The 23,234-nt window shown below is 63.6% G+C and carries 25 protein-coding genes; 10 read left to right on the top strand and 15 right to left on the bottom strand.

The window, feature by feature from the left end; translation table 11 throughout:
• Positions 1–17: 17 nt before the first annotated feature.
• Positions 18–815 carry a hydroxypyruvate isomerase gene (gene hyi / locus F3J17_RS26910; RefSeq protein WP_167066325.1) on the bottom strand — a complete coding sequence of 266 codons (798 nt, stop codon included), beginning with the start codon at positions 813–815 and terminating at the stop codon, positions 18–20.
• A gap of 93 nt (positions 816–908) precedes the next feature.
• A complete protein-coding gene (gene gcl / locus F3J17_RS26915) occupies positions 909–2,684 on the bottom strand; it encodes a glyoxylate carboligase (RefSeq protein WP_167066328.1) in 1,776 nt (591 codons plus the stop codon).
• A gap of 203 nt (positions 2,685–2,887) precedes the next feature.
• Between gcl and F3J17_RS26920 the strand changes: the two genes are divergently transcribed.
• A complete protein-coding gene (locus F3J17_RS26920) occupies positions 2,888–3,799 on the top strand; it encodes a substrate binding domain-containing protein (RefSeq protein ID WP_167066331.1) in 912 nt (303 codons plus the stop codon).
• A gap of 12 nt (positions 3,800–3,811) precedes the next feature.
• Here the strand turns inward: F3J17_RS26920 and F3J17_RS26925 are convergent, their stop codons facing one another.
• On the bottom strand, positions 3,812–4,198 hold the full coding sequence (locus F3J17_RS26925; protein ID WP_167066333.1) for a cupredoxin domain-containing protein: 387 nt from the start codon (positions 4,196–4,198) through the stop codon (positions 3,812–3,814).
• 30 nt (positions 4,199–4,228) lie between these two features.
• Complete coding sequence (locus F3J17_RS26930) at positions 4,229–5,149, bottom strand: metallophosphoesterase (RefSeq protein WP_167066336.1); 921 nt, start codon at positions 5,147–5,149, stop codon at positions 4,229–4,231.
• Positions 5,150–5,397: 248 nt separating this feature from the next.
• Between F3J17_RS26930 and F3J17_RS26935 the strand changes: the two genes are divergently transcribed.
• The 9 genes from F3J17_RS26935 to F3J17_RS26975 all read left to right on the top strand — a co-directional run bounded on the left by F3J17_RS26935 (position 5,398) and on the right by F3J17_RS26975 (position 12,127).
• Positions 5,398–6,207 carry an RNA polymerase sigma factor gene (locus F3J17_RS26935; protein ID WP_345891257.1) on the top strand — a complete coding sequence of 270 codons (810 nt, stop codon included), beginning with the start codon at positions 5,398–5,400 and terminating at the stop codon, positions 6,205–6,207.
• Positions 6,197–7,084 (top strand): anti-sigma factor, encoded by an 888-nt coding sequence (locus F3J17_RS26940; protein ID WP_167066339.1) that lies wholly within the window; start codon positions 6,197–6,199, stop codon positions 7,082–7,084. The genes F3J17_RS26935 and F3J17_RS26940 overlap by 11 nt, the downstream gene beginning before the upstream one ends.
• 191 nt (positions 7,085–7,275) lie before the next feature.
• A complete protein-coding gene (rpsF, locus tag F3J17_RS26945) occupies positions 7,276–7,647 on the top strand; it encodes a 30S ribosomal protein S6 (protein WP_027818337.1) in 372 nt (123 codons plus the stop codon).
• 46 nt (positions 7,648–7,693) lie between these two features.
• Positions 7,694–7,993: a primosomal replication protein N gene (priB, locus tag F3J17_RS26950; RefSeq protein WP_027818338.1), complete on the top strand. Its 300-nt coding sequence runs from the start codon at positions 7,694–7,696 to the stop codon at positions 7,991–7,993.
• Positions 7,994–7,995: 2 nt separating this feature from the next.
• Positions 7,996–8,271, top strand: coding sequence for a 30S ribosomal protein S18 (gene rpsR / locus F3J17_RS26955; RefSeq protein WP_027818339.1), 276 nt, complete (start codon positions 7,996–7,998; stop codon positions 8,269–8,271).
• Positions 8,272–8,298: 27 nt separating this feature from the next.
• Complete coding sequence (rplI, locus tag F3J17_RS26960; RefSeq protein WP_167066342.1) at positions 8,299–8,751, top strand: 50S ribosomal protein L9; 453 nt, start codon at positions 8,299–8,301, stop codon at positions 8,749–8,751.
• A gap of 152 nt (positions 8,752–8,903) precedes the next feature.
• The gene (locus F3J17_RS26965; protein ID WP_167066345.1) at positions 8,904–10,286 is read left to right on the top strand and encodes a replicative DNA helicase; all 1,383 of its coding nucleotides are present in this window, start codon (positions 8,904–8,906) and stop codon (positions 10,284–10,286) included.
• 192 nt (positions 10,287–10,478) lie between these two features.
• Positions 10,479–11,105, top strand: a complete 627-nt coding sequence (locus F3J17_RS26970; protein ID WP_167066348.1) for a DUF47 domain-containing protein — start codon at positions 10,479–10,481, stop codon at positions 11,103–11,105.
• Between the two features lie 11 nt (positions 11,106–11,116).
• Complete coding sequence (locus F3J17_RS26975) at positions 11,117–12,127, top strand: inorganic phosphate transporter (RefSeq protein WP_167066351.1); 1,011 nt, start codon at positions 11,117–11,119, stop codon at positions 12,125–12,127.
• A gap of 73 nt (positions 12,128–12,200) precedes the next feature.
• Here F3J17_RS26975 and F3J17_RS26980 read toward each other — a convergent pair whose 3' ends face one another.
• The 11 genes from F3J17_RS26980 to F3J17_RS27030 all read right to left on the bottom strand — a co-directional run bounded on the left by F3J17_RS26980 (position 12,201) and on the right by F3J17_RS27030 (position 23,181).
• Positions 12,201–13,019 (bottom strand): SDR family oxidoreductase, encoded by an 819-nt coding sequence (locus F3J17_RS26980; RefSeq protein WP_167066353.1) that lies wholly within the window; start codon positions 13,017–13,019, stop codon positions 12,201–12,203.
• Positions 13,020–13,160: 141 nt separating this feature from the next.
• A complete protein-coding gene (locus F3J17_RS26985; protein WP_167066356.1) occupies positions 13,161–14,219 on the bottom strand; it encodes a C40 family peptidase in 1,059 nt (352 codons plus the stop codon).
• Between the two features lie 249 nt (positions 14,220–14,468).
• Positions 14,469–16,337, bottom strand: coding sequence for a PhoH family protein (locus F3J17_RS26990; protein WP_167066359.1), 1,869 nt, complete (start codon positions 16,335–16,337; stop codon positions 14,469–14,471).
• A 117-nt stretch (positions 16,338–16,454) separates the two neighbouring features.
• Positions 16,455–16,607 carry a hypothetical protein gene (locus tag F3J17_RS26995; protein WP_167066362.1) on the bottom strand — a complete coding sequence of 51 codons (153 nt, stop codon included), beginning with the start codon at positions 16,605–16,607 and terminating at the stop codon, positions 16,455–16,457.
• A 132-nt stretch (positions 16,608–16,739) separates the two neighbouring features.
• Positions 16,740–17,201: a peroxiredoxin gene (locus F3J17_RS27000; RefSeq protein WP_167066483.1), complete on the bottom strand. Its 462-nt coding sequence runs from the start codon at positions 17,199–17,201 to the stop codon at positions 16,740–16,742.
• A 133-nt stretch (positions 17,202–17,334) separates the two neighbouring features.
• Positions 17,335–18,231 (bottom strand): polysaccharide deacetylase family protein, encoded by an 897-nt coding sequence (locus F3J17_RS27005; protein ID WP_167066365.1) that lies wholly within the window; start codon positions 18,229–18,231, stop codon positions 17,335–17,337.
• Between the two features lie 18 nt (positions 18,232–18,249).
• The gene (locus F3J17_RS27010; RefSeq protein ID WP_167066368.1) at positions 18,250–19,296 is read right to left on the bottom strand and encodes a bifunctional UDP-4-keto-pentose/UDP-xylose synthase; all 1,047 of its coding nucleotides are present in this window, start codon (positions 19,294–19,296) and stop codon (positions 18,250–18,252) included.
• Complete coding sequence (locus F3J17_RS27015) at positions 19,293–20,261, bottom strand: formyltransferase (protein WP_167066371.1); 969 nt, start codon at positions 20,259–20,261, stop codon at positions 19,293–19,295. The genes F3J17_RS27010 and F3J17_RS27015 overlap by 4 nt, the downstream gene beginning before the upstream one ends.
• Positions 20,258–21,346, bottom strand: coding sequence for a glycosyltransferase (locus F3J17_RS27020; RefSeq protein ID WP_240161173.1), 1,089 nt, complete (start codon positions 21,344–21,346; stop codon positions 20,258–20,260). Before F3J17_RS27020 ends, F3J17_RS27015 begins: the two co-directional genes overlap by 4 nt.
• A gap of 145 nt (positions 21,347–21,491) precedes the next feature.
• Positions 21,492–22,643 (bottom strand): DegT/DnrJ/EryC1/StrS aminotransferase family protein, encoded by a 1,152-nt coding sequence (locus tag F3J17_RS27025; RefSeq protein ID WP_167066374.1) that lies wholly within the window; start codon positions 22,641–22,643, stop codon positions 21,492–21,494.
• Positions 22,644–22,809: 166 nt separating this feature from the next.
• Positions 22,810–23,181 carry an SMR family transporter gene (locus F3J17_RS27030; protein WP_027818352.1) on the bottom strand — a complete coding sequence of 124 codons (372 nt, stop codon included), beginning with the start codon at positions 23,179–23,181 and terminating at the stop codon, positions 22,810–22,812.
• Positions 23,182–23,234: the final 53 nt, after the last annotated feature.

The following is a 23,234-nucleotide window of genomic DNA, read 5'->3' on the forward strand; positions in this document are numbered from 1 at the left end:
TGAGTCGAATTCAGGGGTTAAGCGAGTTCCGCCGCGCGTTGCTGCGCGCCGCGCAGCCAGCCCAGACCATCGACGGTATTCGTCTTCGGCTTGTATTCGCAGCCGACGTAACCCGCGTAGCCCAGCGAATCGAGCAGATCGAACAGGAACGGGTAGTTGATCTCGCCCGTGCCCGGCTCGTTGCGGCCGGGGTTATCGGCCAGCTGGATGTGCGCGATCTTCGCGAACTGTTTCTTGATGGTCGCGGCCAGTTCGCCTTCCATGCGCTGCATGTGATAGATGTCGTACTGCAGGAACAGATTGTCCGAGCCGACCTTTTCGATGATGTCGAGGCCTTCTGCCGAACGGTTCAGCGCGAAGCCGGGGATGTCGTACGAATTGCACGGCTCGACCAGCAGGCGGATGCCTTCGCGCTTGAGTTCGGCGGCTGCGTAGCGCAGGTTGTCGACGATGGTCGACAGCGCCGTTTCGCGGCTCACGCCCGCCGTCGGAATGCCAACGAGGCAGTTCAGTTGCGACACCTTCAGCGCCTTCGCGTATTCGATCGCGCGGCCCACGCCTTCCTGGAATTCGCCTTTGCGATCCGGCAGGCAGGCAATGCCGCGCTCGCCGCCTTCCCAGTTGCCGGCGGGCAGGTTGTGCAGCACGAGCTTGAGGTTGTTCGCTTCCAGACGCTCGGCCAGTTCAGCGGCCTTGAACGGGTAGGGGAACAGGAATTCGACGGCTTCGAAGCCCGCCTCGGCAGCCGCGGCAAAGCGGTCGAGGAACGGCACTTCGTTGAACAGCATGGTGAGATTCGCAGCGAATTTCGGCATGAGATGTCTCTCGCGGGGCTTGAGTGGGAGGGAACCGCTTTTCGCGCGTCAGGGCTGGGCGCGAAAAGCGGAGCTTTCAGCTATGGGTGGTGCTTAGGACTGCAGGCTGATTGCCGTCGGTGCGTGTTCCGGCTTCTCGGCCAGTTCTTCGAACTCGTTGATGGCGTCGATTTCCGTGCCCATCGAGATATTCGTCACGCGTTCGAGGATCACTTCCACCACCACCGGCACGCTGTGTTCGAGCGCCATCGCCTGAGCCTGCTTGAGCGCCGGAGCGATCTCTTCGGGCTTGAACACGCGCAGCGCCTTGCAGCCCAGGCCTTCGACCACGGTCTTGTGATCGACGCCATAGCCGTTCAATTCCGGCGCGTTGATGTTCTCGAACGCGAGCTGCACGCAGAAGTCCATGTCGAACTGGCGCTGCGCCTGGCGGATCAGGCCCAGATACGAGTTGTTCACCAGCACGTGCACGTAGGGCAGCTTGAACTGCGCGCCCACCGCCAGTTCTTCGATCATGAACTGGAAGTCGTAGTCGCCGGAGAGCGCCACGATCGGGCGAGCCGGATCGGCTGCGCGCACACCGAGCGCTGCCGGAATCGTCCAGCCGAGCGGGCCTGCCTGGCCGCAGTTGATCCAGTTGCGCGCCTTGTAGACGTGCAGGAACTGGGCGCCTGCGATCTGCGACAGACCGATCGTGCTGACGTAGCACGTGTCGCGGCCAAACGCCTTGTTCATTTCTTCGTAGACGCGCTGCGGCTTGATCGGCGCATTGTCGAAGTGCGTCTTCCGGTGCATCGTGGCCTTGCGCTGCTGGCAGTCCGCCACCCATGCGCTGCGGTCCTTGAGCTTGCCTGCGGCCTTCCATTCCTGCGCCACTTCGACGAACAGTTCGAGCGCGGCCTTGGCGTCCGACACGATGCCCAGATCCGGGCCGAACACGCGGCCAATCTGCGTCGGTTCGATATCGACGTGCACGAACTTGCGGCCCTTCGTGTAGACCTCGACGCTGCCCGTGTGGCGGTTGGCCCAACGGTTGCCGATGCCGAGCACGAAGTCCGAAGCCAGCATCGTGGCGTTGCCGTAGCGGTGCGACGTCTGCAGACCGACCATGCCGGCCATCAGCGGATGGTCGTCGGCGATGGCGCCCCACGACATCAGCGTCGGGATCACCGGCACGCCCACGGTTTCGGCGAACTGCACCAGCAGATCTTCAGCGGCTGCGTTGAGCACGCCGCCACCCGAGACGATCAGCGGCTTGTCGCTGGCGTTGAGCAGCGTGAGTGCGGCTTCGATCTGCTTGCGCGTCGCGCGCGGCTTGTAGACCGGCAGCGGCTCATAGGTGTCGATGTCGAATTCGATTTCGGCGAGCTGCACGTCGATCGGCATGTCGACCAGCACTGGGCCCGGACGGCCCGAGCGCATCAGATGGAAGGCCTGCTGGAACACGCGCGGCACCAGCGCCGGTTCGCGCACCGTGACGGCCCACTTGGTGACGGGCTTGGCGATCGATTCGATATCGACAGCCTGGAAGTCTTCCTTGTACAGACGCGCGCGCGGCGCCTGGCCCGTGATCGCGAGGATAGGAATCGAATCCGCTTGAGCCGAGTAGAGGCCCGTGATCATGTCGGTGCCCGCGGGGCCCGAGGTGCCGATACACACGCCGATATTGCCCGGCTGCGCACGCGTATAGCCTTCGGCCATGTGCGAGGCGCCTTCGACGTGGCGCGCAAGGACGTGGGTGATGCTGCCGGCCTTCTTGAGCGCCGAGTAGAACGGATTGATGGCGGCGCCTGGCACGCCGAAGGCGGTATCGATGCCTTCTTTTTCGAGCACCAGCACGGCGGCGTCGACGGCTCTCATTTTGGCCATGGAATGTCTCCTGAATGTCGCAAAAACCTGAATGGCGCGCTAGAAAAAAGCGCGCATGGGATACAGCGCTTGAGACCCACTGTAGGGCTGCACGAAAGGTTTGATAAGATCAGTCCAGGTCGTTTATTTCGAAACAAAAAGTATGGAATGGCCGTGTGGCGGGGCTTTCCCGGAACCGCAGCAATACGGCGAGGAGACAAGGCATGGACCGTTTCAAGCAGATCGAGACTTTCGTGCGCGTGGCGGAGGCGGGCAGCCTCGCGGCGGCGGCGCTGGAGGAGGGTGTGTCGCCCGTGATACTCGGGCGGCGTATCGACGCGCTGGAAAAGCGCCTGGGCGTGAAGCTCATGTACCGCTCGACGCGGCGGCTGGTGGTGAGCGAAGAGGGCGGCGCATTTCTGGAGCGCTGCCGCGGCCTGCTGGCGGAATGGGAGCAGGCGGAAAACGAACTGTCCGCCGGGCGGCGCGTGGTGAACGGGCATCTGATCGTGTCCGCGCCGGCGGCGTTCGGGCGCAAGCACGTCGCGCCACTCGCGCCCGACTTTCTCGCTGATAAACCCGAGCTACAGGTGTCCTTCAACCTGACCGACCGCGTAGTCGATCTGGTACGCGAGGGCTATGACCTGTCGATTCGCATCGGCGGGTCGGTCGATCCGAATTTCGTGGCCGTGAAGCTGGCGACCAACCGGCGCGTGGTGTGCGGCACGCCCGAGTACTTCCGCAAGCACGGCCGGCCAAAAACGCTCGAAGACCTGCCCAGCCACAACTGCCTCGCCTTCAACCTGCAAGGCGGGCAGAACCGTGGCTGGTATTTCCGCCGCAACGGCAAGCTTGCGACGGTGCGCGTGGGCGGCAATCTCGACTGTAACGATGGCGAATTGCTGCATCGCTGGGTGACGGAGAGCCTGGGACTCGGCTGGCGATCGACCTGGGAGATCGACGCGCAACTCGCGCGCGGCGAGCTGGAAACCGTGCTCGACGAATACGCGCTGCCCGATTACGACATTCTTGCCGTCTATCCGCAGCAGCGCTATGTGCCGGCCAAGGTGCGCTATTTCATCGACTATCTGAAAGAGGTTTACGCGCGGCCGGGTTATTGGAGCGGCGTGGTTTGAAGCATTGAGGCTTCAGCCCACGACGATCACGCCGTTCATCGATTCATGCCCCGAGCCGCAGAAGATATCGCAGAGGAACGGCACGTTGCCCGCATCGCCCGCTGTAGCCGCCACACGCACCACTGCGCCGGGCGGCACGTCGGCGCGCACGCCGAACTGCGGGATCGAAAAGCCCATCATCGTGTCCTGCGCGGTGACTTCGAACACCACGCTTTCATGCGGCGCGAGCGCGATGTGATCGGGCGTGAACGTGAAGCGGCGAGCGTGAACCTTGATGACGCGCGGCGCGGCCTGAGCGTCCAGACGGCTCATCAGCGCGACGCTCGCGGCCGCGAGCGCAAGCCAGCGACGTCGGGCGAGGCGCGGCTCGCGTGCGCGTAGTAAGTGAAGCTTCAGCATGTCGGTCTCCTGGTCGGTTTGCTTTGGCGATCAACCCACGTTGCGGATCGGCATTTCGGTGAGCGCGTAGGCTTGCGGCGCGCCATCCACGGCGACGTCGCGCCAGCCGAGGCCCTTGTACGGCGCCGACGCGTCCCACGGCACCGGCGTTCTCTGCGGCTGCGACATCGGCGCGGGCAGCGCGAACATCAGCGAACGCGCGGCGTGATGCGTGATCGCGCCCGTCATCGTGTGGTTCTCCTGATGGATATGGCCGTAGAACACGGTTACGTTGGCGTGCTTTTGCAGCAGCGCAATCGCCGCCGCGCCGTCGCGCGTGGCCCAGTCCCATTGCGGCGCGAGATCGAATAGCGGCCGGTGCGTGAAGACGACGATGCGCGCGTCTTCGGGCTGGCGGCTCAGGTCGTCGGCGAGCCAGGCCAGTTGCGCATCGCCGATACGGCCCGCGGGATCGGAGACGTTATCGAGCGTGATGAAGTGCACGCCGCGATGATCGAAGGTGTAGTGCGTGGGGCCGAACAGCTCGCGATACGCTTCGCCGTTGTCGAGACTCGCGTCGTGTTCGCCGGGCATCAGATAGAGCGGCTTCACTTTCAGATTGCCGACGATCTGCTGGAATTCGCGCATGCGCGCGCGGCGCACCGCGGGGTCATCGGTGGTGTGCGTGAGATCGCCCGTGAAAATCACGAAATCGGGCGCGGCGGGCAGGGCGTTCACGGCCGCGACGGCTTTGGGCAGCGTGCCTTTGGAATCGGGATTGATCGCGGGGCCTTCGAAACCCCAGTGGGCGTCGGAGAGTTGCACGAAGAAAAAATCGGCGTGGCCGGTCGACTGCGCGGTCGACTGCGCGGCCGCCCAGCCGGGCAGCGCCGACGCGAACACCGCGCCGCCGCCGAGCGCGGCCAGCTTGAGAAAATCGCGTCGCTTGAGCGGTGCGCTTGCGTTGGACATGGTGGTCTCCTCGATGTGAACAAACAGGTATTGATCCGATGTTTGGGGACGTTGGTGTGCCCATCGGGCCTGCTTGTCGTACCGGTTTTCGTGCTCGGGCATTCCCGATTTATTTTTCGTTTTCGCCGGCATCCAGCGGGAATAAACTGGCCGCTAACCGGGTAATGCATGCGGTGAGGCAGAGCGGCGGCAGACAGCGCGCGACGCTGGTCAGGACCGCATCCAGACGTGCGGCACGAGGGGACGACGTGGGCGAAACCGCGAACGGGCAGCACGAGAACGGCAGCCGGGAAAGCAGCGACGCGCAGGACATCGCGGCGCGCAGCCGCCGTTTCCAGGCGCTGGCGCTGCCGCATCTGGACGCGGCCTACAACCTCGCGCGCTGGCTTTCGCGCAATCCCGGCGACGCCGAGGACATCGTGCAGGATGCGTTTTTGCGGGCGTTTCGCTTCTTCGACACCTTTCGCGGCGACGAGGCGCGTCCGTGGCTGCTCGCGATCGTGCGGCGCGTCTGGTACGACGAGTGGCGTCGGCGTGCGGGCTCGCAGGAAGTGGCGCAATTCGACGAGTTGCGCGACGACCTCGCGCCCGAAGGCTGGGATACCGGCGAAAGCGGCGTCGATCCGGAAACGCTGGCGATCCGCGCGGAGTCTTCGCGGCATGTGCACGAGGCGCTGCAACGGCTGCCGGTGGAGTATCGCGAAGTGCTGGTGCTACGCGAGCTGGAGGAACTGGAGTACCGCGAGATCGCCACCGTAATCGACGTGCCGATGGGCACGGTGATGTCGCGCCTGGCGCGCGCGCGCAAGCGCCTCGCGGCTATGCTGGCGGCGCAGGGGCATGGTGCAGGTGGCAGCAGCAAACAGAATTGCGATTTAGCAGTCGGGGGAAGTAGCAGTAAAGCCTGGAGACCATCCGGCCGGGGGCCAGACGGCCGGTTCCGCGAGGAGCCGGCCGTCGACGGCGGAGCGCACGAGGTGAACAAAGCCCGTACGCAGGATCGCCCCAGCGGCCCACGCAGCGGTCCACACAACGCGGAGGCGCCCGATGAACTGTGACGAAGCGCGCCCGCTGGTCGACGCCAGCGTCGATCGAGAACTGTCCGCCGCCGATGAATGGCGCGTGCGTGAGCATCTGGCCGGCTGCGTGCCGTGCCGTCGCGCGGTTGCGCAGGTCGAGGCGATTTCGCGCTTGACTCGTGAGGCGCCATATCATCGTGCGCCGGAAGGTCTGGCGGCGCGGATTGTGGCGGCGTTGCCATCTGGTTCGGCTGAAACTGCTCCGGAAGTTGTCTCTGTGCCCGATCGCAAGAAGCCCGCTCGCGCCGGCGGCTGGCGCGACTGGCTGCGGCCTGTCTTTGGCGGCGCTGGCGTGGGCGCGCCGGGACTCGCGTGGATGGGCAGCGGCGTGCTGCTGCTCTGCGCGCTCGGCGTCGCGCTGACGCTGCATCTACGTGCGCCCGCTGCCGATGGCGCGTTTATCGACGAACTGGTCGCGAGTCACATCCGCGCGCAGATTTCGGGGCGCGACATCGACGTGATTTCCACCGATCGCCATACGGTGAAGCCGTGGTTCAACGGCCGCATCGACTACGCGCCGCCTGTCGAGGATTTTGCCGCGCAGGGGTTTCCGCTCGTTGGCGGACGGCTCGACTATGTGGGGCGCGAGCGTGTGGCGGTGCTGATCTACCATTTCCGCAAGCACGTGATCGATCTCTACGTGTTTCCGCCTGGCTCCGCAGGACAGGCGGGAGGATCGGCGCAAGCGGGTAGTGCGCCACGCGCGAGCGATGGTTATTCGATCCTGCGCTGGCAGGCCGCCGGCATGACCTGGTGGGCGGTCACGGATGCGGGGCCGGATGCGCTCGTGGGGCTGCGCGCGGCGCTCGACGCCCGTCTGGCGGACGGCTCGCCTGGCGTGGAGGCGCGTCCCTAGCGCCCACTGGCGCGCGCCCTGGCACGAATTCCCCTCGCGCCTGCACGCCAAGTCCTTGAAAACACGTCCGAAACGACGCGCGAACCGCTCGATCCTGTTGCGGGAGCCTCCTTATCGCGCTATACTCTTCGGCTTCTCACTTGCCGCACCGGTTCCGACGCCCGGGTGGCTTTAATCCACAAGGAGTGAATATGCGTCATTACGAAATCGTCTTTATCGTGCATCCCGATCAAAGCGAGCAAGTGCCCGCAATGATCGAGCGTTACAAGAGCACGATCACGTCGCACGGTGGCCAGATCCACCGTATCGAAGACTGGGGCCGTCGCCAACTGGCCTACATGATCGAGAAACTCGCGAAGGCTCACTACGTCTGCATGAACATCGAATGCGACCAGACCACGCTCGACGAACTGGAACACGCGTTCAAGTTCAACGACGCTGTTCTGCGTCACCTCATCGTCAAGATGAAGAAGGCCGAAACCGGCCCGTCGCCGATGATGAAGGAAGTGCAGCGCGAAGAAGCCAAGAAGGCGGCTGCCCAGCCGACCGAAGCGCAGGCTTAAGTTTGTAAGCCATCAGGATTCGAGCCCTCTTGTTTGAGCTGACTGCGTGAACAGGTTGCAACTCACGGCAAGCGTCGTCGAACGCGAACCGGTGCGGTATACCCCCGCCGGCGTTCCGATTGCGAGCGTTACGTTGCAGCACCGCACGGAGGTCGTCGAAGCCGGGATTCCCCGCTTCGTCGAACTGACGATGCCCGCAGTAGCGGCCGGCAAGGCCTGCGGTCTGGTTGAAAGTTGTGAGTTGGGAGCGGAAGCGCTCTTTACCGGCTTTCTGGCCAAAAAGCACCGCAATGCGCGAACCCTGGTGTTTCACATCACCGAAATGCAAGGCACAGGAAAGGACTAATCATGCCCCGCCCGACTGGTAAGAAATTCGACAAGCGTCGTCAACAACAAAACCCGCTCTTCAAGCGTAAGAAGTTCTGCCGCTTCACGGCTGCAAACGTCGAACAGATCGACTACAAGGACATCGATACGCTGAAGGACTTCATCGGCGAAAACGGCAAGATCACGCCGGCTCGTCTGACGGGTACGAAGGCCCACTATCAGCGTCAGCTGGACACGGCTATCAAGCGCGCGCGTTTCCTCGCGCTGATGCCGTACACCGACCAGCACAAGGCCTAATAAGACGACGCGATAAGGAGCAATAGAATGCAGATCATTCTTCTGGAAAAAGTCGTCAACCTGGGTAACCTCGGCGACATCGTGAAGGTCAAGGACGGTTACGCACGTAACTTCCTGATCCCGAACAAGAAGGCACGCCGTGCAACGAAGGACGCAATCGCTGAATTCGAAGTCAAGCGCGCAGAACTCGAAAAGGCCGCCGCTGAAAAGCTGGCAGCAGCTCAAGCCGAAGGCGAAAAGCTGAATGGCCTGACCGTCCAGATCGGCCAGAAGGCTGGTGTTGACGGCCGTCTGTTCGGTTCGGTCACGAACGCAGACATCGCTGAAGCCCTCACGAAGGCTGGCTTCGCAGTGGAAAAGATGCAAGTGCGTCTGCCGGAAGGCCCGCTGAAGATGGTTGGCGATCACCCGGTGCAGGTCGCTCTGCACACGGACGTGCTCGTCGACGTCACGGTGTCGGTGCTGGGCGAACACGCCTAAGCACGCTGCCGGCGGCCCGCAAGGGCTGCTCGCTGTGTACGACGCATAAAACAAGAAAGGCAGGAGCCGCAGGGCTTCTGCCTTTTTTGTTGCGCGCTTTTGCAGTTTTTGACGCTTGTGAGCGTTCGCCCGCTGCCCGATAATTGCCCACCATGAACGCTCCGAAAGATCCCCAAATCGAGTCGCTAAAAGTCCCGCCGCATTCGATCGAGGCCGAGCAATCGGTACTCGGCGGCCTGCTGCTGGATAACGGCGCCTGGGACCGGATTGCCGACTTCCTCTCGCAAAGCGACTTCTACCGCTACGATCACCGCATCATCTACGAACATATCGGTCGCCTGATCGCGTCCTCGCGTCCGGCCGACGTGGTGACGGTGTTCGAATCGCTGGGCACGTCGGGCAAGGCCGAGGACGTGGGCGGGCTCGCCTACCTGAACGCACTCGCGCAGAACACGCCGAGCGCGGCGAATATCCGCCGCTATGCGGAAATCGTGCGCGACCGCGCGGTGTTGCGCCGCCTTGTTTCGGTGGCGGACGAAATTTCCGCCGACGCCTTCAACCCGCAGGGCAAGGAAGTGCGTCAGCTGCTTGACGAGGCCGAGGCGAAGGTGTTCTCGATCGCCGAAGACGGCGCGCGCGGCACCCAGGGCTTCCTCGAAATCGGGCCGCTGCTGACCCAGGTGGTCGAGCGCATCGACACGCTCTATCACACGGCCAACCCCAGTGACGTGACGGGCACGCCCACGGGCTTCATCGACCTCGACCGCATGACGTCGGGCATGCACGGCGGCGAACTCATCATCGTGGCGGGTCGTCCGTCGATGGGTAAGACGGCGTTCTCAATGAACGTCGGCGAATACGTAGCGGTGGAGTATGGCTTGCCGGTGGCGGTGTTTTCGATGGAAATGCCGGGCACGCAGCTCATCATGCGTATGCTGGGTTCGGTCGGCCGACTGGACCAGCACCGTATGCGTACCGGCCGTCTGACCGACGAAGATTGGCCCAAGCTCACGCACGCCGTGCAGAAAATGAGCGAGGCGCAGATCTTCATCGATGAAACCGGTGGTCTGAATCCGATGGAACTGCGCTCGCGCGCGCGGCGTCTGTCGCGCCAGTGCGGCAAGCTCGGTCTCATCATCATCGACTACCTGCAGCTGATGAGCGGTTCGGGCAGCGGTGAAAACCGCGCAACCGAAATTTCCGAAATTTCGCGTTCGCTCAAGAGTCTCGCGAAGGAACTCGACGTGCCCGTGATTGCGCTTTCGCAGCTCAATCGTGGCCTTGAGCAGCGTCCCAACAAGCGTCCGGTGATGTCGGACCTGCGCGAATCGGGCGCTATCGAACAGGATGCCGACGTCATCCTGTTTATTTACCGCGACGAAGTCTACAACCCCGACAGCCCCGACAAGGGCACCGCCGAAATCATCATCGGCAAACAGCGTAACGGACCGATCGGGCCTGTACGCCTCACGTTCCACGGTCAATACACGAAGTTCGACAATTTTGCCGGAGCGCAGAACTTCTACGGCGAGTGACGTCCCGCTACGCCGGAAAATTGACGTGGAGTCAAGCCAGGACCCGGGTGCTTGCGCCATAGTGGCGCAAATGCCGCTCGGGTGTCCCTGGATCAGTGCGGCCTCCAGCCCATACCGTTACAATGTTGCCGTTTTATGACGGCCATCTTGCCGTTTTGTGACGGCAATTCGAGACCAATTACCGGGATTCCAATGTTCGGTCGCTTCATGCCCACCGAGGGCAAGTTCTTCGAAATCTTCAACGCGCACGCGAAGTGCATCGTTTCCGCAAGCCGTGAGCTCGAGCTCGTGATCGACAATCTGTCCGACGCGGAAGTCCACAAACAGAATGTGCAGGCCGCCGAAAAGGCTGCCGACAAGCTCACGCACGAAGCGATTGACCTGCTGCACAAGACGTTCATCACGCCGCTCGATCGTGACGAGATCCACAAGCTCATCACCACGATGGACGATTGCCTCGACCTCATGGAGGACGTGGCCACTGCCATCTCGCTGTACGACGTGCAGTCGGTGACGGCCGAAGCCAGCCAGCTCGCCCACGTGGTCACGGCCACGGCAGAGCGTGTGCAGGCAGCGGTTGCGCTGCTGTCCGACATGAAGCAGGCGCGCGAAATCCTCAAGGCCTGCGAGGACATCGACCGTCTGGAATCGGACGCCGACCGCCTGCTGCGCGGCGCGATCTCCAAGCTCTTCCGCGAGGAAGACGACGTCAAGAACCTGATCAAGCTGAAGGCGATCTACGAATTGCTCGAAGCGATCACGGACAAGTGCGAGGATGTCGCGAACATCATCGAAGGCATCGTGCTAGAGAACGCCTGAGCGGGACCACGATGCAATCGATACAACTCGCCCTCTGGGTGGTTGCCACGCTGGTGGCCATCGCCCTCATTTTTGACTTCATGAACGGCTTTCACGACGCGGCGAACTCCATCGCCACGGTCGTGTCCACGGGCGTCCTCAAGCCGCAGCAGGCGGTGGCGTTCGCGGCCATGTTCAACGTGATCGCCTATTTCGTGTTCCACCTCAAGGTGGCGCAGACGGTGGGCAAGGGCACCATCGACCCCGATATCGTCGATCACTACGTGGTGTTCGGCGCGCTGATCGGTGCGATCGGCTGGAACGTGCTGACGTGGTACTACGGCATTCCGTCAAGCTCCTCGCACGCGCTGATTGGCGGCCTGGTGGGCGCGGCGCTGGCCAAGTCGGGCTGGCACTCGCTGAACTTCGACGGCCTGATGAAGACCGTCGCGTTCATCTTCATCTCGCCGCTGCTGGGTTTCATCCTCGGCTCGTTCTTCATGCTGACGGTGTCGTGGCTGTACTTCCGCACGCCACCCAGCAAGGTGGACCGGCGCTTCCGCCGTTTGCAACTGATTTCGGCCAGTCTTTACAGCCTGGGTCACGGCGGCAATGACGCGCAGAAGACCATCGGCATCATTTGGATGCTGCTGATCGCTACGGGTTACTCGGCGATCGGTTCGGATGCGCCGCCCATCTGGGTGATCGGCGGCTGCTATCTGTCGATGGGTGTCGGTACGCTGTTTGGCGGCTGGCGCATCGTGCGCACCATGGGCCAGAAGATCACCAAGCTCAAGCCCGTGGGCGGTTTCTGCGCCGAAGCGGGTGGGGCGCTGACGCTCTTCACGGCTTCGTGGCTGGGCATTCCGGTTTCGACGACGCATACCATCACCGGCGCGATCGTCGGTGTGGGCGCGACGCAGAAGCTCAGCGCCGTGCGCTGGGGCGTCGCGGGCAATATCGTCTGGGCCTGGGTGCTGACGATCCCGGCTTCGGCCACGCTCGCTGCGGCGGGCTGGTGGATCGGTCACCGGCTGATGTAACGCTGGCAACAGTAAATCGGTCTATAAACGGCGCCTTCGGGCGCCGTTTTCTTTTCTGCGACTGGCCCTGAAATCAGATGATCGGTGTCGAGCAACCGTCCATTGGCACGATTGCGCCCGTCACGTAACTCGCGCGCCGGCTGGCCAGAAACAGCACGACGTCGGCGATTTCCTCGGGTTTCGCATAGCGCCCAAGCGGCACTTTCGCTTCGCCGCGCGCGAGTGCTTCGTCGGCGCTTACGCCTTCGCGTCCGGCTTCCAGTTGTACGGCTTCCTGCAGGCGCTCCGTGAGCGTCGCGCCCGGATTGATCGCGTTGATGCGGATGCCATAGCGCGCATGATAGTGCGCGAGTCCTACCGTGGCGAGCATGAGCGCCGCATTGGCCGCGCCGCCCGCGATGTGAATATCGCTCGCATACTTGCCGCCCATGCCAATGATATTGACGATCGTGCCCGGCTCGCTGTTTTCGCCCGCGGCCTTTGCCGCCTTGGCGCGCTCTACCATCCGGCGTAGCACTTCCTGCTGCGGGTAGATGTAGGGAAAGTACTTCGCCTCCATCGTGGCCTTGAAGGCATCGGCGTCGAGCGCTTCCGGATCGTAGCGGCGCGCGGCGCCCGAACTGTTGATGAGAATGTCGATGGGGCCGACCGCCGTGGAAACTTCTTCGACGACGTCTGCGGCGCTGTGCGGTTCGCGCAGATCCGCGCGGGTGAGATGGACGTGCAGGCCTTCGCTGCCCAGTTGTTCGCGTGCGCGCGCCAGATTGGCGGGGTCGCGCGAGACGATCGCGACCCGCGCGCCTTCCTTGGCAAACGCGCGGGCGCAGGCGAGGCCAATGCCCTTGCTGCCGCCCGTCACCAGCACCACCTTGTTACCGAGTCCGAGATCCATCGCTGCCTCGCTGCGCCTGGGATTGAAAAGTGAAAACGGTACCAAAACCATAGCAGACCCGGCGGGTGGGGGAAACCGCCGTGGTCCGTCATTGGCCATCCGGCCAGGGCGAGGAGGCTACGCCGCGGCTTGCGGCGGTGCCTAGAACGAGCCGTTGGCGAAACGGGCGATGGGGTCGTCGCTGGATTGCGTCGGAGCCGGCGCACCACCGCCCGCCGTCGATGCGCGCATGATCTGCACGGGCTGGATCGACTGGCCCGACTGGATAGGCGTAGAGCCGGCCTGGGCGGCTTGCCGCTGCGCAGCGCTGACGGCGGGCGGCGGCGGCTCGAACGCGTCGGCCGCGGCGTCGATGGCGTCGCGCGGCGCGTCTGCCGAAGCAGCCGGTGCAACGGCACCCGCGTCCCGAGCCTGGTTTTGCGCCGCGCTCATCGCTGGCGGTGGCGGTTCGAAGGCGTCGGCTGCGGCTGTGCTGTTCGCATAGGCCGGTTGCGGCGCACCTGTCAGACGGTTCTGGGCGACTGGCGCGGGCGCTGCTGTTGTAGCGTAGGTATTGGCTGCGGCGGCCGCGATAGCCGGTGTAACCGCTGGCGCAACCGCAGCTACCGCCGGCGTGCGCGGCGCAGGGGCCGCAGCTTCGTAAGTCGGCGCATCGAACGGCGCGGGCGCACGCTTCGCGGGCGCAAGCCGACGGATGCCGTCGAAGTGCTTCGCCCAGTACGGATTGGTCAGATAGTCGAGCCGCACCGTGCCGCCGGTCGAAGGCGCGTTCACGAAGCGCAGCTTGCCGACGTAGATGCCCACGTGCGAGTGGGGCCGTCCAGTGGTGTTGAAGAACACGAGGTCGCCGGCTGCGATCTGGTCGGGTTCGATTTCCTCGCCGCGCTGGCTCATGTCGAGCGTGGTGCGCGGCAGATCTTCCGACGCCGCGCGCGCGAACACGTATTTCACGAGGCCGCTGCAATCGAAGCCGCTATCGGGCGTATTGCCGCCCCAGCGATACGGAATGCCGACCAGACCCATCGCCTGGATCGAGATTTCCTCGCGCCCGACGCTGTGATCGACGAAATTGGGAAAGCCTGGCGGCTTGGTGCGCCAGGCGTAGCCGGCACTCGAGCCGCTGCGCGATACCTTCTGCGGGGCGCTCGAACACGCCGCAAGAAAGACCACGATCAGTAACGCAAGCCAGAGTCGCCGCATGAAATACACCAGGCGAACGCGGAGCGCGCGCCATAGGGGAAAACCGTTAATTTGCCGATGGTAGCCCGCCAGAGCAGGCTTGGGCAAGAATTCTTCACAACTTACTTGAACTTCATGCGCCAACCGTTGCGGTCATGGCACGTCTGAAAAGCGCTCGCCCATGAAAAAAGGACCGTATCCGGTTGCCCGGAAACGGTCCTTTGGTGCTTGTCCGACGCTCTGAAAAGCGTCGGCATCGAGCGTAGAGCCTTACAGAATGTCCGACGCGTAATCGGCCAGACGCGAGCGCTCACCGCGCGCCAGCGTCACGTGTCCGCTATGCGCCCAACCCTTGAAGCGGTCGACCACGTAAGTCAGACCCGAGCTGCCTTCGGTCAGATACGGCGTATCGATCTGCGCGATATTGCCCAGACACACGATCTTCGTGCCCGGACCCGCACGCGTGACGAGCGTCTTCATCTGCTTCGGCGTCAGGTTCTGCGCCTCGTCGATGATGAGGTACTTGTCCACGAAAGTACGGCCGCGCATGAAGTTCATGCTCTTGACCTTCAGGCGCGAGCGGATCAGTTCCTGGGTCGCGGCGCGGCCCCATTCGCCAGCGGCATCGTCCGTTTTCTGGAGCACTTCGAGGTTATCGTCGAAGGCGCCCATCCACGGCTGCATCTTTTCTTCTTCCGTACCCGGCAGGAAGCCGATGTCCTCGCCAACCGGCACCGTCGCGCGCGTCACGATGATCTCGTTGTAGCGCTTGTCGTCGAGCACCTGCGCGAGACCCGCCGCGAGTGCCACGAGCGTCTTGCCCGTGCCGGCCTGGCCGAGCAGCGTGACGAAGTCGCAATCCGGGTTCATCAGCAGGTTCAGCGCGAAATTCTGCTCGCGGTTGCGCGCCGTGATGCCCCATACATTGTTCTTGTGGTGGCCGTAGTCGCGCAGCGTCTGCAGCAGCGCCGTCTTGCCATTGAGTTCGCGCACGATGGCGTGGAACGCCGGCTCGCCGTTCTGCGGTTCCAGATAGACGAACTCGTTCACCAGCATCGACAGGCATTCCGGACCGGTCACGCGGTAATACGTGGTGCCGGTCTTGGTGTCCTGCCAGGACTCCATGCCCTTGGCATGCTTGGCCCAGAAGTCCTGCGACAGCGCGCGGATGCCCGAGTACAGCAGGTCCTTGTCTTCGAGAACCTGGTCGTTGAAGTAGTCTTCAGCGGGCAGGCCGAGCGCATGCGCCTTGATGCGCATGTTGATGTCTTTCGACACCAGCACGACGAGGCGATCGGGCCGGTCGCGCTGCAACGCGCGCACCACGCCGAGAATCTGGTTGTCGGCCTTGCCTTCGGGCAGACCGTCGACCGGATCGATATGCGTGAGCGTGGTCTGGAAGTACAGGCGGCCGAGCGCTTCGCGGCTGCCCAGACGGGCGAGCGAAATGCCTTCCGAGATCGGGCCGGCGTTCGCCACCAGCTGATCGAGCGTGCGGCTCACCTGACGCGCATTGCGCGCGACTTCCGACATGCCCTTCTTGTGGTTGTCGAGTTCTTCCAACGTCATCATCGGCAGATAGACGTCGTGTTCCTCGAAACGGAACAGGCAGGTCGGATCGTGCATCAGCACGTTGGTGTCGAGCACGAAGAGCTTCTGCACTTCGACGCTTTCTTCCGGATGCACGCGTTTTTTCGTGCTGCCGCGCGTGGCCGGTGCAGCCGGTGCGGCCGCGCCGCCGGTGGCTTTCGCGGTGGCGGGTTTGCTGCCGCTGCGTGCAACCGGTGTGGCCGGCGCTTCGGCGGCGGGCGCATCGGCTTGCGATGCTTCGCGCGCCTGCACGGGCTGCAGGAGCGCCGCGGTCTGTTGCTTGCGTTTTCGTGCGGCGGGTGCGGGCGCCACGGGCTCGAGCGCGGCGAGTTCCGCGCTGGCGGAAGGCAGCGGCACGGTGCGCAGCGTGGTCGACGCGTTGGCCGCGGGCGTCATGGGTTCGGCGACGCTTTCCGCGCCGAAGTCGACATCGGCGGCGTCGTTTTCGCTCGCCGCTTTACGCGTGCTGCGCGTCGTGCGCGCACGCGTCTTGTATTCCTCGGGCGGCAGCAGGTTGCCGAGCTTGCTGGGGGGAGTAGGCAAAGGCATGGTGTCCCTCGAAAAATTCGGGTCGAGTGGTCCGGGGTTACCCAGTAAGGTGCGCTTTCGGGCGGTACGTGCGGGCTGCCGGATAGGCTGTCCGCCGCGACCGCGCAGGGTGCGCGCTCAGGTCTGAAAATGCCGGTTCGCCTGGTCTTCGATCGGCTCCTTGACGTTGACGCGCACCGGTTTGCCGGGCCGGCGCAACGTTGTGAGTGTGAAATCCGAAAAAACCAACAAAAAAGCCGCCGCCCCGACTGACGAGGCAAGCGGCTTCACTGCTCTGATGGCGCGTTGCCCGAATGCGCGGGAGCGGTCATCCAGTGACCGTTCGAAACACCGCGCAGGGACAGGAAAACGCGACAAAATATGGGGTGGACAGGCACTCATTGCAGCCCAATATAACGCGCCTCACAGCGCTTGTACAGCCTCCAGAACCTCGTCGACATGGCCCGGCACTTTCAGTCCGCGCCACTCCTGGCGCAGCACGCCGTCGGCGTCGATGAGGAACGTGGAGCGCTCAATTCCACGTACTTCTTTGCCATACATTTTCTTCATTTTGATGACGTTGAAGAGCGAGCAGAGCGCTTCATCGGCATCCGATACCAAAGTAAACGGCAGTTCGAGCTTGGTCTTGAAGTTTTCATGCGAGCGCACGCTGTCGCGCGAGACGCCCACGATGGTGGCGCCCGCCTTCTTGAACTTCGGAAAGAGGTCGCGGAACTCCATGCCTTCGCGCGTGCAGCCGGGCGTGTTGTCCTTCGGATAGAAGTACAGCACGACCTTCTTGCCTTTCAGGCTGGAGAGCGTGAAGTCGCCGCCGGTGGCGGGCGCGGTGAAATCGGGAACGGGTTGGTCGACTGCGATGGTCACGTCAGGCACGTGGCACTCCCTTTGTTATTGGCGGGCGGATGCCGTGAGGGCGGGGCGCAATGTCTTGCTGGCGGGCGTCCTCGCGGGCATCGCCAAAACGGCGTACCGCCCGGCGGGCGCGGGCGGCGGCTTTCTAGTCGGGCTGGATGATCAGCTGGCCGGAGCGGCCGGCGATCTCGCCCCAGGTGACAGGGTACGATGGCAGCGAATCCGGGTCCAGCGTCGCATGATAGTCGCCCATCGTGGCAAACGTGTGGCCCTGGGCACGCCAGCCGGCAAGCAACTGCTCGAACACTGGCGCAAGCTTCTGGCCTTCGAGTTCGGCGTGCAGCGTGAAGACCTGGTCGTGCGGATTGTTTTCCGTGCGCTTGAGCATCCACGCGGCCACCGTGTCGATCTCCACGCCGTCTACGCCCAGCACTTCGTCGAGCGTGGGCAGCGTGGTGGGCATCTGCACGTGCTTGAGCGTGCGACCGTTCACGACCGGGCGGTAAGGCGAATGCCCGCGCCCGTCCGAAGCGTACTGCATGCCCCAGCTGTCGATCTGTTCGAACGCCGCTTCGTTCATCTGCCAGCCTGCCGCGCCGTGCGTGACGGGCGGCGTGCCAAAGATGCGCTCGAAGCGGTCATGGCTTTTCTGCATCTGGCGCGCGGTCCACTGCGCGTCGCGCGTGCGCACGTTGTCCTGCCAGTAGACGTGATCCCACGTATGGATGCCGCACTCGAAACCGGCTTCGTGGATCGCGCGCATTTCCGCCGCCGCTTCCACGCCGATATCCGGTCCCGGCAGCAGCACGCCGTACATCAGCTGCTTCACGCCGTAGTGCTCGACCACGGAAGTGCGCGAGACCTTCTTCAGAAAGCCCGGACGAAACACGCGACGCAGCGCCCAGCCGGTGTGATCCGGGCCGAGGCTGAACAGGAACGTCGCGCGCGCCTTGTAGCGATCGAAGATGCGCGCGAGATTCGGCACGCCTTCACGCGTGCCACGCAGCGTGTCGACGTCGATTTTCAGGACGATGCGGGCCAAGTGCCGAAGTCCTTCGCTTTACGCTTGCTCGACGAGGGCGCGCGCCTCGGCGACATGGCCGCGGTACGCCTCGAAAATCTTGCGCAGCGCTTCGTCGAAGGTCGACTTCGGCGCCCAGCCGAGTTCCTGCATCGTGTTGTCGATCTTCGGCACGCGGTTCTGCACGTCCTGGTAGCCCGCACCGTAGTACGCGCCCGACGACGTTTCGACCAGCTGGACCTTCTTGGCCATTTCCGCGTATTCCGGGAATTCGGCCGCGAGCGCCAGCATCTTGTGCGCGAGTTCGCGCACCGAGAAGTTGTTGGTCGGGTTGCCGATGTTGAAGATCTTGCCCGAGGCGACGCCGTCCTTGTTGTCGATGATCTTCATCAGCGCTTCGATGCCGTCGTCGATGTCGGTGAAGGCACGCTTTTGCGCGCCGCCGTCGACGAGGCTGATGTTCTCGCCGCGCACGATGTGGCCGAGGAACTGCGTCACGACGCGCGACGAACCTTCCTTCGGCGTGTAGATCGAGTCGAGGCCCGGGCCGATCCAGTTGAACGGACGGAACAGCGTGAAGTTCAGGCCTTCCATGCCGTAACCCCAGATCACGCGGTCCATCAGCTGCTTCGAGCACGCGTAGATCCAGCGCGGCTTGTTGATCGGGCCGTAGGTGAGCGCCGATGCGTCCGGGTCGAATTGTTCGTCCGAGCACATGCCATAGACTTCCGACGTCGACGGGAAGACCAGGTGCTTGCCGTACTTCACGGCCGAACGCACGATCGGCAGGTTCGCCTCGAAGTCGAGTTCGAACACGCGCAGCGGCTGCTGCACATACGTAGCGGGCGTGGCGATGGCGACCAGCGGAAGGATCACGTCGCACTTCTTGACGTGGTATTCGACCCATTCCTTGTTGATCGTGATGTCGCCTTCGAAGAAGTGCATGCGCTCATGCTTGACCAGATCGCCGAGGCGGTCCGTCTGCATGTCCATGCCGAACACTTCCCAGTTCGTGGTCTCGAGGATGCGCTTGGACAGGTGATGGCCGATAAAGCCATTGACACCCAGGATCAGAACTTTTTTCATGGACGAGGGACAGATGAAATGAGGTCGGAGAACGCGGCAGGCGTGATGACGGTCTCTTGACCATCCGTTGCCTGGTGGGGCGCATGCCGCAGTTCGTGAATCGCGATGGCGCGGCCGTCGCCGCAGAGGGCGAAAAACGCATTATCGCTTACGTGGATGCCCGCGGGCAATCCGGCGAGGGCGCGCACCTTCCCGGCTTCGGGCGTGCCGGGGCGCACGAGGCGCGCACGGGCAATCACGAAGCGATGCGCGCCGATGTCGGTGAACGCGCCCGGATAGGGCGGCGCGACCGCGCGGATCAGGTTGTAGACGTCCTGCGCGCTGTGGGAGAAGTCCAGACGGCCGTCTTCCGGCTTGCGCCCGCCGTAGTAGCTGCCGTGCGAAAGGTCGTTCGGCAGATGCGGCGCTTCGCCCGCGATCAGCGCGGGCAGCACGCGCCAGAGCGTCTGCTCGGCGGCTACCGTCACCTTGTCGAACACCATCGCGGCGGTGTCGTCGGGCAGGATCGGTACCGGAGTCTGCGCGATGATCGCGCCCGCGTCGGGCTTGGCGGCCATTTCGTGCAGGGTCGCACCGGTTTCGGTTTCGCCCTTGATGACGGCCCAGTTGGTGGGCACGCGGCCACGGTACTTCGGCAGCAGCGAGCCGTGCATGTTGTACGCGCCGCGCGCGGCCAGCGCGAGCAGATCCACCGGCAGCATGTGGCGGTAGTAGAACGAGAAGATGAAGTCGGGCTGCGCGGCGGCGACGGTCTCGCGCAGTTCGGCGCTCTTCGGATCGGCGGGCGTGATGACGTCGATGCCGTGTTCCTGCGCCACCGATTTCACGCTGCCGAACCAGATGTTCTCGCTCGGGCTGTCTTCGTGCGTGACGACCAGCGCCACATCCACGCCGCGCGCGAGCAGCACCTGCAGGCAGCGCACGCCAACGTTGTGATACGCGAAGACGACTGCACGCGGTTTCATGACTGGGCTCCGGACTGGGTGTTCGCGGCCGCTGCATTCGAACTGGGGGCGCCGATATTGAGCGACGCCTGCACGCCCTGCACGACATCCTGGCGCGGCACGTCGACCACCGCGCGGCCATTGCGCTCTTCCAGGATCGTCTGCACCAGATAACGCGGACGCGCGCGCACCTGCTGATAGATGCGGCCGATGTACTCGCCGAGCAGGCCTAGCGCGAAGATGATCACGCCGAGCATGAAGAATGTAATGGCGAACAGCGTGAACACACCCTGAACTTCCGCGCCCAGCACGAAGCGGCGAATCAGCAGCAGCAGGAACAGGCCGGCCGAACCCAGCGACAGAATCACGCCGATGAACGACAGCCACTGCAGCGGCACGACCGAGAAACCGGTCACGAGGTCGAAGTTCAGACGAATGAGGCTGTAGAGCGAATACTTCGACTCGCCCGCAAAGCGCTCTTCGTGCGCCACATCCACTTCCACCGGGTTCTGCGCGAACGTGTAGGCGAGCGCCGGAATGAAGGTATTGATTTCGCCGCAGCGGTTGATCGTGTCGATGATGTGGCGGTTGTAGGCGCGCAGCATGCAGCCCTGATCCGTCATCTTGATGCGTGTGATGCGCTCGCGCAGACGGTTCATCGCCTGCGAAGCCTTACGGCGCCACAGGCTGTCCTGACGCTGCATGCGAATCGTGCCGACGTAGTCGTAGCCTTCGCGCATCTTCTCGACCAGCTTGCCGATTTCCTCGGGCGGATTCTGCAGATCGGCGTCGAGCGTGATGACGATCTCGCCGCGCGACTGTTCGAAGCCCGCGAGAATCGCCATGTGCTGGCCGTAGTTGCCGTTGAGCAGGATCGCGCGCGTGGTGTCGGGGCGCGCGCGGAACTGCTCGGCGAGCATCGCGGCCGAGCGGTCGCGGCTGCCATCGTTGATGAAGATGACTTCGTACGAGGTGCCGAGCTTGTCGAGCGCCGGGTAGAGGCGCTCGAACAGCGCCTTCAGGCCGGCTTCCTCGTTGTAGACCGGAATGATGACCGAGACTTCCGGCGTTTCCGGGGTCAAGGTGCGTTGTTCCGTTTGACTCATGTGTGCGTCTTTTCCGTTGGGGTGATGCGTGGGGTGTTACCTGATGCGCGACAGTGTAGGGTCGCGCCGGCGAGGGCGATTGAGTGAACAGCGCCCGCGCCCTCGCATTTATTACTTCGCGTATTAAGTTCTCAAACTTCGCAGATTACTTTGCAAACTGCGTGCAGACTTCGTCGATGGCGCGGCACACGCGTGCCACATCCGCGACGCTCATCTGCGTGAACAGCGGCAGGGTGAGCGTGGTTTCGCCCAGACGCTCCGCGTGCGGGAACATGCCCGCCTTGAAACCGCGCTCGCGGTACAGCGTGAAGAGGTGGATCGCCGGGTAGTGCACGCCCGTGCCGATGCCGCGCTGCTTGAGCTGCTCCATGAAATCGTTGCGGCTGATCGTGAGCTTCTCCAGCGGCAGCGTGATCTGGAACATATGCCAGTTGCTGTTGACGAGGTCGGCCAGCGGCAGGCCCACGCCCAGCTTCACGGCGGCGCTGCCCTCGAAGCCCGTGAAGTACGCATGCGCGAGCTTGCGGCGCTGCTCCGTGAAACGCTCGATGTGCTTGAGCTGGCCGAGGCCCACGCGCGCAGCCACATCCGTCAGATTGTACTTGCCGCCGAGCACGTCGCAGTCCATGCCGTCATGGCCGGTGCGCGTGATGCCCTGCAGGCGGTACTTGCGGGCCAGCTCGGCCTCGTCCTCATTGTTGAGGACCAGCGCGCCGCCTTCGATCGACGTCAGGTTCTTGTTGGCATGGAAGCTGAAAGAAACGATGTCGCCGATCTCGCCGATACGCTTGCCGTTCCAGCTTGCGCCGAACGCCTGCGCCGCATCTTCGATCACGCGCAGCTTGTGCTGGCGGGCGATCGCGTAGAGGCGGTCCATGTCCACCGGCAGGCCGGTGAGGAACACGGGGATGATCGCCTTGGTCTTCGGCGTGATGGCGGCTTCGAGCTTGTCGAGGTCGATGTTGCGCGTGACCGGGTCGATATCGGCGAAAACCGGCGTCGCGCCGACTTCGTAAATCACGTTGCTGGTGGAGACCCACGAGGCGGGCGTGGTGATGACTTCGTCGCCGGGACCGACGCCCGCGATGCGCAGGCCGATCTCCAGCGTGGCGGTGCCCGAATTGAAGGTACGCACCGGACGGCCGCCGCAGTATTCGGACAGCGCGGCTTCGAAAGCCTGGTTCTGCGGGCCGGTGGTGATCCAGCCCGAGCGCAGCACGTCGACGACGCCCGCAATGGTTTCTTCGTCGATTTCGGGCTTCACGAACGGCAGGAACGAGGCGGGTGTCTGGGTCATGAGTGCTTTATGGGTCAGAACAGCTGGGGTGGTCGGATACAGCGCGAAAGCCGCACGGGGCCGGATAGGGTTCCGGCGGCATTCGCGGGAAGCGCAAGGATCAGCGGGTGTTCCCGGCTTGCCTTGCGAACTGCTTATGCGTGGCGTGGTGAAAGGTGCGCCGCGTTCAGCTGCGCGCAAGCACGACCACGCCAATCAGGATGATGCCGATGCCGACGAGGCGCTGGATGCTCAGCACTTCGCCGAACAGATACCACGCTGCGAACGCGTTGACCACGTAGCCGAGCGAGAGCATCGGATAGGCGATCGAGACGTCCACACGCGACAGGCCGACGATCCACACGACCACGCTGAACACATAGCAGGTCAGGCCGCCGATGATCGGCAACTGGGTGGCGAGCTTCCAGCCAATGGGCAGGATGTTCGCACGGGTGAATTCGAAGTGTCCAACGCCATTGACACCGGCTTTGAGCAACAGTTGCGCACAGGCATTCAGGCCGACGCCGGCGAGGATGCAGATCAGGGAAATCGGATTCATCGTGTTGGATGGGTTCAATCGGTAACGCGAATTAGGGGCGGATATTTACGCCC

The organism is Burkholderia sp. Ax-1719 (genome assembly GCF_011753055.1).
Lineage (GTDB): Bacteria > Pseudomonadota > Gammaproteobacteria > Burkholderiales > Burkholderiaceae > Paraburkholderia.